Consider the following 15528-nt stretch of genomic DNA (forward strand, 5'->3'; position numbering starts at 1 on the left):
GGAAATTATTTAGTCAGTTGAACGACTTTAAGTCTCTTGTTTCTGCGCATGTAGCTTTGAATAATGTGTTGTGTATCACGATTATTTTGCATTGGTGTAATTAGAGAGGAGAGGATTTCTCTATTGTTTATCTGATGATTCAAGTCAAAAAAACCAATGCCCCGGAAAGTTCCGTTTTCAATTAAAACAACACTTTTTTCATCTATATATCGACCACGATCAATTAAGATCATATCCTTTTTATCATAGCTGTTTAAATCAATTACGGCCTGGGCTCTTTCATTATAAGTTTCGACCTCTTCTTCGTTTATACAGGCACCCTCACATTCTTTAATTCCATATCTAAAACAGCTAGACTCTGATTTTTCGAGACCTGTAAGCTTCTCGCATAAATTGAACTTTTCTACCATTCTGTTCATAAAAGATATACCACTTTGTCTATTGGTAAAGGTGGTTATTGGTTTTTCATCTTTTTTGATCTGACTAATTCTAAGATTGATATAACCATTACTGTCGACATGACTATAAAGACCCTGTGAGAACCGGTTTTGCTTTAAAGCTCTGTTTAAAATTGGTCTATTAGTTTTTATTTCTTCACTTTCCTTCAACAACGCAACTAGCTCGCTCCCTGTACGTTCATAAGTAACTGAGGCGACCTGAATTTGAATCTTTTTAGATTTTGAATTACCATTTGTAAAGTGTTGCGTAATGCGTTTCTTTATATTATTACTCTTTCCAATATAGATAATTACACCTTCTGAATTATGGATATAATACACACCAGTTTCGCTTGGCAATTCTTCAATTATCGCTCTTAAATTTGAGGCTAATTTTGATTTCTTTTCGACGCGAACCGTACTTTTTATAATCTGCTTTTTTGAATCCTTGCTTAGTAGTAGTTTAAATAATTTAAGCGTCGCAAGTGCATCACCATTAGCACGATGTCTCTCACTTATTGGGATACCAAGTGACCTTGTGAGTTTACCTAAGCTGTAAGATTCCATATCTGGAATTAATTGCTTTGATAGTTCTACAGTACAAAGAGATTTTCTTTTAAATTTAAATCCAAGTCTATTGAATTCTGTTTTTAAAATACGATAATCAAACTCTGCATTATGAGCAACTATGATACAGTCTTCTGTGATTTCTACTATACGCTTTGCAACCTCATAAAACTTTGGTGCATTTCTTAGCATTTTAGAGTTAATCCCAGTAAGGTTAACTACAAAAGGTTGAATTTCGCGCTCTGGATTTACTAAAGAAATGAACTGGTCTACTACCTCATGACCATCATATTTATAGATGGCAATTTCAGTTATACCTTCTTCATTATACTTGCCACCAGTGGTCTCTATGTCTAGAATTGCGTAAATCTGCTCAGTTTAATGGGACTGTTATTAATTCGACGTGTAATTTCTGGCTCCAAATATACTACTTCCAACTCTAACCATGTTGCTACCACAATCAATGGCTAATTTGTAATCACCACTCATTCCCATTGAAAGTGTATTAAAGATTGGGTTTGTAGTTTTAAATTCGTCGTAGCATGTTTTTAAATATTCAAATTCAGATTTTAATTGGGTTTGGTTATCTGTAAAAGTAGCCATTCCCATTAATCCTACTATATTAACATGACTGCATTCGGAATAGGATTTAGAATTTAAGAGTGTTAAGGCGTCGCTTTTACTCATACCAAATTTAGAATCTTCTTTTGCAATTTTAATCTGTAGTAAACAATCTATTACACGATTGTGTTTCATAGCTTGTTTGTTAATCTCTTCCATAAGCTTGATGCTATCTAAAGCATGTATCATACTCACAAAGGGTGCCATATATTTTACCTTATTCCGCTGTACGTGCCCAATCATATGCCATTTTATATCTTTTGGCATAACTTGATGTTTTTCAGCCATTTCCTGGATTTTGTTCTCGCCAAAAATACGTTGTCCAGAGTTATAGGCTTCCATAAGGTCATCTACTGGTTTAGTCTTAGAAACCGCCACCAGAGTCACATCTTCAGGTAAAGAAGACTTTATTTGTTTTAAGTTGTTACTAATACTCATAAATGGTAATGCCACTTCTTAATTTAGGTAATATATATGTACTTTTAGGAGGCATAGTAAGGCCTTCATCAGCTATCTCCTTCATTTGGTTTATGGTAGCAGGACACATTCCAAATCCTACTCTAAAATCGCCACTGTCAACACTAGATTTGATAGTAATCATTTCGTGTCTTCCGTGTTGATATTCTATTCTGCTATCATTTCTTAAATCCTCAATTCCTAAAATAGGTTTCAAAATGGTTTGGTAGAGAAGTTGTGCATCGAGTTTGTCTAATGCCGTTTTAAATTTGAAATTGGCCTTTCTTAGATATAGTGAATAAAACTCACCATCTAAATACATACTGAAATGATGAGGTTTTGAGGGTGTATAAGGAATAGCACCTCTATTTTCAATGCGATACATAGCATCGAGCTTTATCAAAAACTGCTCTTTGGTTAAACCATTTAAATCCTTAACCAATCTATTAAACTCTTGAATGACCAAATCAGATTCTGGGATGAGATAGGACATAAAGAAATTATAAGATTCCTCACCAGTATGTTCAGGATTTCTAGCTTTCTCTTCCTTATACAACAAATAGGAGGAAGCAGACCTGTGATGACCATCTGCTATATAAATGGTTTCTATATTTTCAAATTCACGACGAATAGTTTCGATATGATCTGGATTGTCAATTTTCCACAAATAATGTGTATCTCTATAGGTCATGGTGAATTCAAACTCCGCATGATTTTTCTGAGTTTCTGATATAATTTGAGCAATTACATCATTGTCAGGATACGTTAAAAGAACAGGCTCGGCATTAAAGCCTACTGTTTTTAAATAAGACTTAAAAGTTTGTTCGCGTTTTTCTAAAGTATCCTCATGTTTTTTGATTATGTCTTTTTCATAATCCTCAGCACTTGTTGCGGCGATTATGCCATTGAATTCTTGCTTATGCCTATTTACAATTTTATAAGCATAGTAGACGGGTTGTTGGTCAGTTTGAAATACACCATCCTCCTTAAATTCCGAATACCTGTTTTTTACCAATTTATAGCGTTCAGTACCTGTTATAATCTGATCGTACTTATAACCAGGATTAACAATATGTAAAAAGCTATAAGGATTGTAATCCATACGAGACTCACGCTCATCGATGGTGTAACTCTGATACGGACGCGAAGCCACAAGGCCTACAATGGCTCGAGTGGGTTTAACAGCTTTAAATGGAATTACCTTAGCCATTAATTTTATAGAAATTGATTGGCAACTTTTTCAGCTTTTCGACTTTCAGAATAATCATAAAATCCTTCACCAGACTTAACGCCTAACTTACCAGCTCTAACCATGTTTACAAGTAATGGACATGGTGCATATTTAGGATTTTTAAATCCTTCATACATTACATTAAGTATAGACAAACAAACATCTAATCCAATAAAATCAGCCAATTGTAGAGGTCCCATTGGGTGCGCCATACCGAGCTTCATTACCGTGTCAATTTGGGTAACACCTGCAACACCATTATACAATGTTTCTATGGATTCGTTAATCATTGGCATTAGGATACGGTTGGCAACAAACCCTGGATAATCATTAACTTCAGTTGGCACTTTACCTAAGGTTTTAGATAACTCCATAATAATATTAGTGACTTCATCACTTGTATTATAACCTCTTATTATTTCAACCAATTTCATAATTGGTACGGGATTCATAAAGTGCATACCAATCACCATCTCTGGTCTTGAAGTTACCGAAGCAATTTGAGTGATCGAGATGGATGATGTATTTGTAGCTAGTATAGTATCTTCAGGGCAATCGTTATCTAATTGCTTAAAAATTTTAAGTTTTAAATCAACATTTTCAGTTGCAGCCTCAACAACTAGACTTGCATATTCAACACCTGAGGTAATGTCAGTATATGTTGTAATATTATTTAATGTTTCTGTTTTTTCAGCTTCTGTGATTTTTTCTTTGGATACCATTCTATCCAAATTTCTAGAAATGGTTTCAATTCCTTTTTTTAATGAAGCTTCATTAATATCTATAAGTTGTACTTTAAAACCTGATTGCGCAAAAGTATGGGCTATTCCGTTACCCATTGTTCCTGCACCAATTACTGCTACATTCTTCATTATATTTTATTGTAAATTTTAATATTAGTTGTTCAGTTAAAACTGATTGATAATCATAGTCGCTACACGTAAGGCTTCTGTTCCGTCATGGAGTGTAACGACTGGTTTGGTATCATTATTAATAGCATCCGCAAAAGTTTCTAGTTCGTCTAGAATAGCGTTATTATTTTCTATAGTAGGATTATCAAAATAGATTTGTTTTTTGACACCTTCGGCATTTTGTAGGATCATATCGAAATCACCAGGATTTTCTGGAGCATCTTTCATCTTAACTACTTCACATTTCTTCTCTAAAAAATCTACCGAGATGTAGGCATCCTTTTGAAAGAATCTAGACTTTCGCATATTTTTTAGTGAAATTCGACTTGCTGTAAGATTAGCTACGCAACCGTTCTTAAATTCAATTCGTGCATTGGCAATATCAGGTGTCTCACTAACCACCGAAACGCCACTTGCAGAAATATGCTTAATAGGAGATTTAACAACACTTAATATAATATCTATATCATGAATCATTAAGTCCAACACAACAGGGACATCTGTACCACGAGGATTAAATTCTGCTAAACGATGGGTCTCAATAAACATAGGATGGTCTATTTGGTTCTTTACACCAATAAATGCAGGATTAAAGCGCTCTACATGGCCAACTTGTCCTTTAACACCATGTTCGGCAACGAGAGTTCTTATAGCTTCGGCTTCTTCTACGGTCTTAGTGATAGGCTTTTCTATAAAAATATGCTTCCCTTTTTTTATGGCTTGTTTTGCACAATCGTAATGAGAAAGGGTAGGTGTAACTATATCAACTACATCAACAGCATCTATAAGTGCATCGATAGTATCGAAGTATTTATAGCCAAATTCGTCAACAACGCGCTTTGCATTGTTTGGGTCTGCATCATAAAATCCAACAAGCTCGTATTTTTTAGATTGGTTAAGTAGTCTAAGATGAATTTTACCAAGGTGACCTGCACCTAAAACACCAGCTTTTAGCATATCTTTAGTTTTTAGCAAAAATAATCGTTTTCACTGAAAAATTTAATAAAGAAAGTCTAAAAAACTGCGATAATAGCAATAAAATAAACTTCAATTTCTTCCTTTGAACTTGTTCATGTTATCAGTAATTTTGACTGTAAACAAATCTGAATTGAAGGATACATTTAAGCACAAAGGCATGCGTCAGCAATTAGTTGACGTTTTAGTAAAAAAGGGAATAAAAGATCAAAAGGTATTAGGTGCTATTGGGAAAATTCCGAGGCATTTATTTATGGATTCAGGATTTATAGACCATGCTTACGTGGATAAGGCATTTCCCATTGCTGCAGACCAAACCATCTCTCAGCCCTACACCGTGGCTTTTCAGACAGAATTACTTCAACTTAAACCTGGAGATAAAGTCTTGGAAATTGGTACAGGAAGTGGCTATCAATGTGCAGTTTTGTTAGAACTAGGCGCAAAAGTTTATAGTATTGAGCGTCAGCAAGAACTTTTTAAAAAAACATCAAAGTTTCTTCCTAAAATAGGGTACAGAGCTAAAAAATTAATATTTGGTGATGGTTATAAAGGTCTACCAGAAGAAGCACCTTTTGATGGTGTAATTGTCACCGCTGGAGCACCTTTTGTTCCAAAGCCATTATTATCTCAGTTAAAAGTAGGAGGTAGATTAGTGATTCCTGTTGGAGAAAATGTCCAAACTATGACACTTTTTATTCGAAAAGGCGAAAAGGAATTTGAAAAACACGAATTGGGAGAATTCCGATTTGTGCCACTTCTAGAGGATAAAAACTAGCTCTTTGGCAAGTATTTGTCAGGTATTGGATTTTCCTCAGTTTCTTGCATCCAATAGATATTTATAATCCACCAGCGTTCACCATCATGCATAAGTTGAATGCTATTAACGCCTCTCATAAATGGCTTTTCGTCACTTTTAGTTTTAAAAGACTCATAGGTACTAAAGACATGCGAGATATTTCCAAAAGACTCAACAACTCTATTTAATTCTACCTCATGGAAACCATTTTCTAAGAGCCATTTGCCAGAGGTGTTAACGTAATCATCTGGCGTCATATAACGTGCGAGGTGTTGGCCTTCGTTATTTTTACCTGTTGGTATAAGCTTTGCGTTTTTATAGAAGAGATGCTTAAATAAGTCCCAATCGCGTTCAACACCAGCATCTCCAGAAATTACAGTATATAAGGTTTTAATTGTACTGTCTAGGGTAGCAACATTATCAGAGTAATCTTTTTCCTCAACTTCTTGGGCCTGAATGCACACTGTAAAGAGCGCAAAAAACAAAACTATTTTTTTCATACTCTAAAATTAAAAGAATTTAAGACCAAATAAAAGGGCATCGCTTTGAAAACCGCTCTGGTAAGACCTAACATAATCAAAACGTAAAAATCTAAATTTACCCCATCCTATGTTATCAATACCAATAGTGAATTCTTGATATGGTTTACTATCTGGTGTCGCTAAATTATGTGCACCTATAATTAAATTAAAATTTAGTTTGTTTAAACCTGGTATTTTTCCAAGTATAAACCCATTGAAGTCATGTTCAGCATGCATTTCTAGGTAGCTGTCATTGGTACTTAAGTCATAGTAGCCCAGATTATTAAAAACATCTGTATAATTACCACGTCTACTCACATTAATTTGATTGCCATTAAAGTGCTGATAATCCATAAACGCAATATTTTCAGCATTAAAGAATTTTCCTGCCCGCATATTATAACTAAAACGTCCTTTGTCTTTTATATTAAAAGATTGATATAACCTAGCTTTGATTTGATCAAAATTATAGTCCTTATTTGTAGCACCCAATCCTTTTTCATAACCTAAGACGAGTGTTGGATATTTATCAGTCGAAATATTAAACTTACTGTCTGGATAGTTGAGATATTTTTGTCCAAAATTAAAGCGTCCAGTTAAATTAAGCTTAACGATATTATGATTCTCAAAAGGAGCATTATTAAAATCGCTTGGGTCTAATGGATTGTTGCTAATATATACCTTGTCATCTTGTGGATAGAAAACCTGATCGGTTGTGTTGAAAAGCGCGGTTCTGTTTTCATAAGATATACTAGAATAAAATCTAAACCCATTAAACAACTCCTCCGAATAATTAAATTGAATAAAACGTCGTTCATAAAGTTTCATATAGTTTTCTTCGAAGAATAGTGAAGCGATAGTGTTTCCAAAGGCAGTAATTGGGTTTGTTGCGTTGAACTGGGCAACCTGTACGCCTCCAGATAAGGTAATGAAGGACTTAGTTCTGTCATTAAACTTATAAGTTAATGAACCTGTGGCACGAAGTCTGTCATCTGAGAAACCATATTGAAATCCTGCGTTTGCACTAAAATAACGTCTGAACTCATCAAAATTTTTAGTGTAGAATAAATTTCCATTTGCAGTATAGCCTTGAACCGTATTAAACTGTATACCTCCTAGAGGAATGTTAAAACCAAGTCTGAAATCCTTAAATGAATTTTGATAAGTATATCCTAAAATATTATTGAGTTTGAAAGTATTATTTACACGGTCTAATGAATCTAAATATGGTTTGGACTCGCGTACCTCTTGAATGCTATCTTTAATACCGTAGTCTAGGCTTTCTTCTTCGGTTAAGGGAACAGGTCGTATTTTGTTCCAAAATAAAGAATCTTTCTTGTTAGCATTACTCTCAAACGATACTAATTCTGGCCCAAAATCTACTTTAGTTAAGCCTTTATTAAATTCATAGTTACTGTATACTGCTGTAAATCTTCCATCACCTTTAATTCCAAAAAATTTGTATTTAAAGTCAATACTCTGCGAAAAAACAGCCCATATATCTTCTTTTTCTGAGTAGGAAAAGCTTTGTTTTAACGAGATGATATCCACTGCAGGAATTCTTGCTTGTACACCAGTTATATCTAATTCTATAGCATATAGTGTCCATTGGTCTTCAACGATATAAACATAACCTGAGAAAATAGGATCATTCTCGCGCTTTGGAATTGCTTTAATTTTATTAATTAAATTTCCCCTCTCATCATAAAATACACCTTCCAGTTTATAATTGTAGTAGCTAAATGCGTTGTTGGCAATAGGTGAAATAATTTCATTACCAAACTCTACAGTGTTATTATAGAAATTAAAATCAACATCTATAGCATTATTGAAACTAAACCCACTATTATCACCACTAACCTTAGACGCTTTTATTTTTTCTTTTAAGTTGTCTGGCCTGAGAAACTGAATTTTTGAAATAGTCTCTGACAGGTATATAATCCCACTTCTTGTTGAATCTAATCCTCCGCCTAGATCACCTACTTCCTGACCTAATATTTTTTCTGGAGCATCTTTTATTCGGATTAAGCCTCTAGAATAGAAATCAGCCTTATAGGAGTTGATTTTCTCAAGGTTTTCTTTTCTTTTGGCTATAGTGTTTCTTATTATAGCATTGGCCGGATTATCTTCAGCATTTACGACAACTTCATTAAGTGATAAAGAACTTTCTTGAAGCGTAATTTCTAGGTTAAATGGAAATTCTTCAATATTGATTTTTTCCTTTTTTGTTTTAAATCCGAGATAGCTAAAAACAATAGTGTAGTTACCTTTTTCAGAGATGTTGAGCTCATAATAGCCGTCATCATTTGTGGTTGTTCCTTTGTACGTATTCTCAATAATTACGTTTACAAATGGTAAAGGTTGGTTATTGGTATCCTTAACGGTTCCTGTAATCTGAGCCGATAGATTTAAGGATAGGAATAAAAAAATGGATAAGCGTAAAATTCTGTTCATTAAATTAGATTGATGGTTATGTTATTATAGACGCAACTTTTAGACGAATGGTTGCCTATAATGTTTCAAACATATTTAATTTAAGTACGCTCTAAGGTTATAGTAATCTTAAAGTTATCGAAAACTTTTCTTAATACGGTCGAGGTTTCTTTTATTGTCGCGATCTTTTATAGTTTCGCGTTTGTCATATAATTTCTTACCCTTTGCTAGCGCGATATCTAATTTTGCAAGTCCTTTTTCATTAATAAATAACTTTAAAGGAATAATAGCCATACCCTTTACGTTTACTTCTTTCTGAAGCTTTTTAAGTTCTCTTTTATTTAAAAGTAATTTACGTTCTGCTTTTGGTTTGTGATTGTAGTAATTGCCAAAGGCATATTCTTCTATGGTCATATTAATAACAAAAAGCTCACCATGATCATTAAATTCACAAAAGCTTTCTGCTATAGAAGCTTTGCTCGCTCTAATGGATTTTATCTCTGTACCTGTTAAGACAATTCCAGCAGTATATCTATCGATAATTTCATATTGAAATTTCGCTTTTTTATTTAAGATGTTGACTGATTTCTGCATGGATGTCAAAGGTAATTCTAAATGTGATAAGTTAAAAGTAATATGACTAAAGTAAAGTCATTATGTTAATAATCGTTTAGTTTTACGACTTCTTAGTAAAATTAGAATAATGAAATACAGTATTGTTTTATGTTTTTCGCTTGTGATCATTTCATGTCAAAAGAATGAAAATAAACTAAATAGTGATGCGCAAGCTATAATTGATCAAAGCATTAAGGTTTCTGGAGCTGATAAATATGAAAAGTCTACTATAAGATTTAATTTTCGTGATAAAAGTTATTTTGCCAATCGCGACAATGGAATTTTTGAGTTAGGACGAGAGTTTATGCAAGACAATGATACCATAATAGATTCATTTACAAATTCAAAATTTACACGCTTATTAAATAATAAACCTGTTGAGGTTGCCGATAGTATGGCATCTAAGTATACAGCTTCAATAAATTCGGTGCATTACTTTTCAAAAATACCAAATGGTCTAAATGATACCGCTGTGAATAAGGAATTATTAGAAGAAGAAGCTATAAGTGGTGAAGACTATTACAAGATCAAAATTTCATTTACAGAAGATGGAGGAGGAGAAGATTTTGAAGATGTGTTTATTTACTGGATTGATAAGGAAACTTATAAGATAAAATATCTAGCATATTCTTATGATGAAGATGATGGTAAAGGGATGCGTTTTAGAGAGGCCTATAATGAGCGCTATGTTAATGGAATTCGATTTGTAGATTATAATAACTATAAGACGGATGATAGTATGGTGCCTATCTATTCACTTGCCAAGGAATTTGAAAAAAATAAGCTCAATTTACTTTCGAAAATTGAGCTTAATAATATTGAAGTTATTTTAAATTAATTATCTACCTAAGTAACCACCATCTACTGGGATGATAGTACCAGTAATATAATCACTAGCGGCAGAAGCTAAAAATACGGTTAAACCTTTAAGGTCGTCTCCAGTTCCCCATCGCTTCATCGGTACACGCATAAAAACTTCTTCAGTTCGTTTTTTGTCATTAATTAAAGCCGTGTTTAGTTGTGTATCCATATAACCTGGTGCAATCGCATTTACACAGATACCTTTAGCAGCCAAGTCATTCGATAAAGCCTTTGTTAATTGGCCAACACCTCCTTTTGAAGCGGCATAGGCAGGTATTGTAATACCACCAAGGAAGCTCATTAGAGAGGCTATATTTATAATTTTACCACCACCATGCTCTAGCATTGTATTAATGGCATACTTACAATAGTAAAATGTCGCATCTAGATTAATAGCAATGACTTTACTCCATTCTTCTTCCGGAAAATCTTCACTAGGATAACGTCTTTGTATTCCTGCAGAATTAACCATAATGTCTACACGACCTCCAAGTATCTCTAAAGCCTTACTGTAAGAACTCTTAACTTCTTCGAGTTTACTTACATCTGCTTTTACAGCATCAACTTCAAGATTATTTTCTCGAAGGGACTTAGCCTGATCAAACATTCTGTCATCAAGGTCAATAATTACTACTTGTGCACCAGCTTCGGCAAGGCCTTCTACCATTGCTATACCTAAGTCGCCTGCACCACCTACAACAATGGCTTTCTTTCCCGCTAAATTAAAGGCGTCTAAAATATTGTTTTTCATAATTTTGAATTTTTCAATTTTGATTCTTCTAATTACTTAGAAGTATCACTGTTAAGGATTTAATTTAATAGCATAAGTTATTCATATAGATGCGTATATTCTTCCGCATTCCATAGAGGTGTCCATTCAATGATCATATCTTCTCCAGACTCATTTTTCACCTCAAGGACTTCTTTAATATCTTCAATGGTTTGATTTGTCTCTTCAACGTTATCACTCACTGTATATATTCTGTATAATACTTGTCTTTCTGTTCCTACCCATTCAGGTTTCACTGTATCACCTTGTTTAAAGCGTTCTACCACGAAAATCACATTTTTATGTGCTTTTATTTTTTCTATGCCTTTGAGTGTTTCAATCTTACCTTCATTTAATAAGATCCAAACTGAAGATGCACTTTTACCACGTAACATGTAATCATTACGTTCTTCAAAGTCATCTTCTCCAAATTTTCCTGTTAGAGCAAAATTAAGAAGCATATTTCTATGGTCAAACCCGTTGATATGTGCTAAATGAATATGAGGTGCCTCACCTTGTAATCTAAAGCCTGGGTCATAGCTGTAAAATACGCCGTTTTCTACAAAGAATTGTAAGTTTAATACGCCACTTTGAACGTTCGTAGCTTTGAATAATTCACACAGTTTAGGATGCACATCTCTAACAAACTCTTTTGTCAACTTAGAAGGATATTTAGTTGCTAGACCAATTGGACTAGAATCACCTTGAATTCGTGTTAATGCTCTATCATAAGTTGCTGATAAATGAGGCACACCATCTTTAAACGTATAGTAAACAGCCATGTCATCACAAGAGCTATCCATATATTTTTCAACTAAGACAATGCCCTTTTTAGAAAATTTAAGGACGTTTTTTACGGTCTCTTGATAGTCTTCTTCATTTCTACATATCTTCATTCCAACACCGCCACCACTATCTACAGGTTTTACCATTAATGGTAATTCTACATTTTTTGGTTTTGTTATCGGTTCACCAGCTTTTAGATATATACCTGGGATATCCTGAACATCATGTTCTGCACAGTATCTTTTGTAACCATCCTTACTGCAAAATGCTTCTATTGTGCCATTTGTAGCATAACACGGTAAGCCCAATCTTTCACATACTTCTTTGTATGGTTTTACAAGGATATCGGCTACACCTACTAAGACGCCATCTACATTCTTCTCTTTCGCTACTTTTACAATACCATCAATATCAAATCCATCGATATCATAAGTTTCTTTTGCAAATTTCTTAGCTGGAGCATTTGGATTTGGATCTATAACTATTGTATATAGACCAAGACTATTTGCTACTTCTACAAGGACACCTGTTTCTGGATTTCCTCCTAGAATTATTATTTTTTTAGACATACGAGTTAATAATTAGTTTAGTTCTTTAATATTTTGTTTGTACAGGAAATTTTCGTCAAAGCCCATCTTTTGAATTAAATCACTGATTGTATTTTCTTCAGTTTTAAATTGAGCCATATGGTCGTCGTGAATTCCCATTAATAGTAATTCACTTTTGATGAGTTTATGTGTCGATGGATTAATAGTTGCTATAATTAGATAATCGAAATCTTCTTCATTAACTGAACTGATTGGTTCTACTGAAACATCACCTATATTTAAATCGTGAAAATCAACATCTACCCATTTCACTATTTTAAAGTAGCCAGTTTTGAGATTAGTTGATAAGATATGCTGTCCAAAGGACCCTGAACTATAAACTACAATCTTAGCGCCTTTTGGAACGTTAGCAAATGGGTTGAAAAGTTCTACACCATTATTAATTTGAATTATTCCACCAGATCTAACTAAGATTTGAGAGTATAAGTAGTAATTAAGTTGGGTAGTTAGGACCTTATCATTAAGAACATCAGACAATTTTGTTTTCAGATGATTCATTAAAAGTCCTAATCTATAATACTCTTTGTTTGGATCTTCTATCGATTTTACTATTGAGTCATGTCTTTGCCTATAATAGTAAAGTGGAATCTTACTTATAACAAGGCTTTGTGCAATCGCTAAATATGAATAAGTAATAGCGGCATCTTCACCCATTAGAATGTCATTATGTACATCATAAAGAACAGACTTTAGGATGTCCTTCTTAAATAGTTTATTCCAAACATAAGTGGTCATTCCATGTTCACAAAATTGACCATTAAAAATAGCGTTTGGTAAAATGGATGACTTTATTTCAAATTCATTATAAATGCCAGGATTAGACGGTTTAACGGTTTCAATTTTACCATTAAATTCTCTAAAATGACCGGTTACTGTTAAATCGGCATTATTTGTAATTGCTAATTTATAAAGTGTATCAAGGTAATATTTATCAACCCAATCATCGCCATCTACATAAGAAATATAGTCTCCGTTTGCGGCTTCTAGTCCAGCCTTTCGAGCGGACAACAAACCACCATTTACTTTATGGATTACATTTATTCTAGAATCTTTTTCTGCATAAGTATCGCATATTTCGGGACAATTATCAGGACTGCCATCATCAACTAAAATTAATTCAAAGTCTTTAAATGACTGGTCAAGTATACTTTCTATACACTTGGGTAAGTACTTTTCGATCCCGTAAATGGGTACAATAACACTTATTTTTATAGAATTCATAGGTTAGATTTGGTTAATTCAACATAATAAAGACTACTTCCAGTTTGAGGGTCTTTCTCGTCTTTGGCGCTTGTAATATATAGATTCTTGTCGCTGTCAAAGCAACAAGAGGTAATATTTTTATTAGGTAATTTTATTTCATTCAACTTTTCACCAGTAATTGGATTCCACTGCGACACACAATTACCACCCCATTCGGCAATCCAGAGCATATCATTCTTGTCAATGCACATGCCGTCAGGACTACTCCCATTTGTGAATTCGATAACATAAGAATCAAATTCTAAACCTCCATTATTGATGTCATATTTGTATTTGGCCACCTTTTGTGTAGGTGTATCGATGAAATAAAGTGTACTATTATCATGTGTAAATGCAAGTCCGTTTGAAATGGTCGTACCCTTAATTAATATCTTCGATACTCCATTTTCATAAGAATACACATTGCCAATACCGTGTTTCACTTCAGGGAATCCCATGGTTCCGATAATGATGCGACCAACAGAATCGTGTATTCCGTCATTATACCTTACTGAAGAATCTATGTCTATTTGAAATTGAAATTTCTTGGATAATGCGTTAAAGTCTAGTTCGTAAAATCCATTTTTAGATGCTACTAAAACGACTTTCTTCTGTTTTGTTAAATAAACATTACTTGTTGGAGAATCTAAACCAATACTCAGTATCTCTTTAGTTACTGGAGAATAGCAATAAGTAAGCCCATCTAATATTGAAACATAATAAAGGATATTATTTATTGTATCAAATATGGGACCTTCAAATAGTTCGGCCTCTTGAGAATGATGTATTAAGGATATATTCATGTTTTTAAATATATTCTCCACCAGTTATTCTAATTACTGAGCCAGTTGTCATGGCTGATTCGTCAGAAATGAGATGCATAACCGCTGGTACAGGATCGTTTGGGTTTAACATTCTACCCATTGGAATAATCCCTTTTGCTCTCTCTTTTAATGCGTTCTCATTCTCACCTTCAGCTTCACGAAGCTTAATTTCCCCTTCTGTATTTGTCCATCCCATAACAACATAATTTGATCTAATACCATACTTGGCATAATGTCGCGCAAGATGTGTAGACAATGTATGGAGTGTGCTTTTGGTTAGGGCGTAAGCTGTACGATCTTCTTGACCATAATCCATATGAGCAGAACCAAAAAAGATAACAGACCCATTTTGATTATCCTTCATATGCTTTACCACATGTTTCAGTAGGAAATATGGTGCTTTTAGATTAACGTTAAAGACACTATCAAAAAGTGCCTCATCGGTATCTACAAGTGATGCCACTGGTGTAATACCAGAATAAATGACTACAGCATCAATTTTTCCAAATCGATTTATAGTTTCATTGTAGTATGCTTGGATCCCTTCGATGGCGTTAAGATCAATTTTATGAAAATAGAGCTGATCTTTATGCTTGGAGTTTACGATAATAGATTGTCCACGTTCTTCATCTCTACCACAAAATGAAACATTATAACCTTTTGTGAGACAGGAATTAAGGATTTCATTCCCAACACCTTTAGTGCCACCTAAGAGCATTACTGTCTTCATTAGAATATTGTAGTTAAGTTTATTTTAATTTTGGACTCAAATCTAAATATTTAATATTTAAATTCTGTTTTTTATCCATATAAGGGTATGTTCTTCGATTAAACTAATCAAAACCCATAAATCCTTCAGTTTAACTGTGTTTTAT

The 15528-nt window shown here is 33.6% G+C and carries 15 protein-coding genes; 2 read left to right on the forward strand and 13 right to left on the reverse strand.

The window, feature by feature from the left end:
• Positions 1-5: 5 nt before the first annotated feature.
• From ACRHOC_RS05100 to ACRHOC_RS05120, 5 genes are read right to left on the reverse strand one after another with little or no spacing between them, the layout of a single operon-like run.
• Positions 6-1373: an exonuclease domain-containing protein gene (locus ACRHOC_RS05100; RefSeq protein WP_431157952.1), complete on the reverse strand. Its 1368-nt coding sequence runs from the start codon at positions 1371-1373 to the stop codon at positions 6-8.
• A 24-nt stretch (positions 1374-1397) separates the two neighbouring features.
• The gene (locus tag ACRHOC_RS05105; RefSeq protein ID WP_431157953.1) at positions 1398-2063 is read right to left on the reverse strand and encodes a YggS family pyridoxal phosphate-dependent enzyme; all 666 of its coding nucleotides are present in this window, start codon (positions 2061-2063) and stop codon (positions 1398-1400) included.
• Complete coding sequence (locus tag ACRHOC_RS05110) at positions 2053-3291, reverse strand: DUF1015 domain-containing protein (protein ID WP_431157513.1); 1239 nt, start codon at positions 3289-3291, stop codon at positions 2053-2055. The genes ACRHOC_RS05105 and ACRHOC_RS05110 overlap by 11 nt, the downstream gene beginning before the upstream one ends.
• 5 nt (positions 3292-3296) lie before the next feature.
• On the reverse strand, positions 3297-4184 hold the full coding sequence (locus tag ACRHOC_RS05115) for a 3-hydroxybutyryl-CoA dehydrogenase (RefSeq protein WP_431157514.1): 888 nt from the start codon (positions 4182-4184) through the stop codon (positions 3297-3299).
• A 36-nt stretch (positions 4185-4220) separates the two neighbouring features.
• Positions 4221-5180 carry a Gfo/Idh/MocA family protein gene (locus ACRHOC_RS05120; RefSeq protein WP_431157954.1) on the reverse strand — a complete coding sequence of 320 codons (960 nt, stop codon included), beginning with the start codon at positions 5178-5180 and terminating at the stop codon, positions 4221-4223.
• Positions 5181-5331: 151 nt separating this feature from the next.
• Here ACRHOC_RS05120 and ACRHOC_RS05125 point away from each other — a divergent pair, with 151 nt between their 5' ends.
• A complete protein-coding gene (locus ACRHOC_RS05125) occupies positions 5332-5973 on the forward strand; it encodes a protein-L-isoaspartate(D-aspartate) O-methyltransferase (RefSeq protein ID WP_431157515.1) in 642 nt (213 codons plus the stop codon).
• Here the strand turns inward: ACRHOC_RS05125 and ACRHOC_RS05130 are convergent.
• From ACRHOC_RS05130 to smpB, 3 genes are all read right to left on the reverse strand, one after another.
• Positions 5970-6494 carry a hypothetical protein gene (locus ACRHOC_RS05130; RefSeq protein WP_431157516.1) on the reverse strand — a complete coding sequence of 175 codons (525 nt, stop codon included), beginning with the start codon at positions 6492-6494 and terminating at the stop codon, positions 5970-5972. The two genes, ACRHOC_RS05125 and ACRHOC_RS05130, sit on opposite strands and share 4 nt — an antisense overlap.
• 9 nt (positions 6495-6503) lie before the next feature.
• On the reverse strand, positions 6504-8969 hold the full coding sequence (locus ACRHOC_RS05135; RefSeq protein WP_431157517.1) for a DUF5686 and carboxypeptidase regulatory-like domain-containing protein: 2466 nt from the start codon (positions 8967-8969) through the stop codon (positions 6504-6506).
• A 114-nt stretch (positions 8970-9083) separates the two neighbouring features.
• Positions 9084-9542, reverse strand: a complete 459-nt coding sequence (smpB, locus tag ACRHOC_RS05140) for an SsrA-binding protein SmpB (RefSeq protein ID WP_431157518.1) — start codon at positions 9540-9542, stop codon at positions 9084-9086.
• A gap of 109 nt (positions 9543-9651) precedes the next feature.
• Between smpB and ACRHOC_RS05145 the strand changes: the two genes are divergently transcribed.
• Positions 9652-10401, forward strand: a complete 750-nt coding sequence (locus tag ACRHOC_RS05145; RefSeq protein ID WP_431157519.1) for a DUF6503 family protein — start codon at positions 9652-9654, stop codon at positions 10399-10401.
• Here the strand turns inward: ACRHOC_RS05145 and ACRHOC_RS05150 are convergent, their stop codons facing one another.
• From ACRHOC_RS05150 to ACRHOC_RS05170, 5 genes are all read right to left on the reverse strand, one after another.
• On the reverse strand, positions 10402-11175 hold the full coding sequence (locus ACRHOC_RS05150) for an SDR family oxidoreductase (RefSeq protein WP_431157520.1): 774 nt from the start codon (positions 11173-11175) through the stop codon (positions 10402-10404).
• Between the two features lie 77 nt (positions 11176-11252).
• Positions 11253-12548 (reverse strand): ATP-grasp domain-containing protein, encoded by a 1296-nt coding sequence (locus tag ACRHOC_RS05155; RefSeq protein ID WP_431157521.1) that lies wholly within the window; start codon positions 12546-12548, stop codon positions 11253-11255.
• Positions 12549-12560: 12 nt separating this feature from the next.
• A complete protein-coding gene (locus ACRHOC_RS05160) occupies positions 12561-13808 on the reverse strand; it encodes a glycosyltransferase family 2 protein (RefSeq protein ID WP_431157522.1) in 1248 nt (415 codons plus the stop codon).
• Positions 13805-14632, reverse strand: a complete 828-nt coding sequence (locus ACRHOC_RS05165; protein WP_431157523.1) for an SMP-30/gluconolactonase/LRE family protein — start codon at positions 14630-14632, stop codon at positions 13805-13807. Before ACRHOC_RS05165 ends, ACRHOC_RS05160 begins: the two co-directional genes overlap by 4 nt.
• Positions 14633-14636: 4 nt before the next feature.
• Complete coding sequence (locus ACRHOC_RS05170; protein ID WP_431157524.1) at positions 14637-15383, reverse strand: SDR family NAD(P)-dependent oxidoreductase; 747 nt, start codon at positions 15381-15383, stop codon at positions 14637-14639.
• Positions 15384-15528 lie beyond the last annotated feature (145 nt).

The organism is Winogradskyella poriferorum (genome assembly GCF_050618035.1).
In the GTDB taxonomy this organism is placed as follows: Bacteria; Bacteroidota; Bacteroidia; order Flavobacteriales; family Flavobacteriaceae; genus Winogradskyella; species Winogradskyella poriferorum_A.

Bases quoted from the DNA above. Each gene is read 5' to 3' on its own strand.
- ACRHOC_RS05105 (WP_431157953.1), bottom strand. From the start codon at position 2,063: ATGAGTATTAGTAACAACTTAAAACAAATAAAGTCTTCTTTACCTGAA.
- ACRHOC_RS05110 (WP_431157513.1), bottom strand. From the start codon at position 3,291: ATGGCTAAGGTAATTCCATTTAAAGCTGTTAAACCCACTCGAGCCATT.
- ACRHOC_RS05115 (WP_431157514.1), bottom strand. From the start codon at position 4,184: ATGAAGAATGTAGCAGTAATTGGTGCAGGAACAATGGGTAACGGAATA.
- ACRHOC_RS05120 (WP_431157954.1), bottom strand. From the start codon at position 5,180: ATGCTAAAAGCTGGTGTTTTAGGTGCAGGTCACCTTGGTAAAATTCAT.
- ACRHOC_RS05130 (WP_431157516.1), bottom strand. From the start codon at position 6,494: ATGAAAAAAATAGTTTTGTTTTTTGCGCTCTTTACAGTGTGCATTCAG.
- ACRHOC_RS05135 (WP_431157517.1), bottom strand. From the start codon at position 8,969: ATGAACAGAATTTTACGCTTATCCATTTTTTTATTCCTATCCTTAAAT.
- smpB (WP_431157518.1), bottom strand. From the start codon at position 9,542: ATGCAGAAATCAGTCAACATCTTAAATAAAAAAGCGAAATTTCAATAT.
- ACRHOC_RS05145 (WP_431157519.1), top strand. From the start codon at position 9,652: ATGAAATACAGTATTGTTTTATGTTTTTCGCTTGTGATCATTTCATGT.
- ACRHOC_RS05150 (WP_431157520.1), bottom strand. From the start codon at position 11,175: ATGAAAAACAATATTTTAGACGCCTTTAATTTAGCGGGAAAGAAAGCC.
- ACRHOC_RS05155 (WP_431157521.1), bottom strand. From the start codon at position 12,548: ATGTCTAAAAAAATAATAATTCTAGGAGGAAATCCAGAAACAGGTGTC.
- ACRHOC_RS05160 (WP_431157522.1), bottom strand. From the start codon at position 13,808: ATGAATTCTATAAAAATAAGTGTTATTGTACCCATTTACGGGATCGAA.
- ACRHOC_RS05165 (WP_431157523.1), bottom strand. From the start codon at position 14,632: ATGAATATATCCTTAATACATCATTCTCAAGAGGCCGAACTATTTGAA.
- ACRHOC_RS05170 (WP_431157524.1), bottom strand. From the start codon at position 15,383: ATGAAGACAGTAATGCTCTTAGGTGGCACTAAAGGTGTTGGGAATGAA.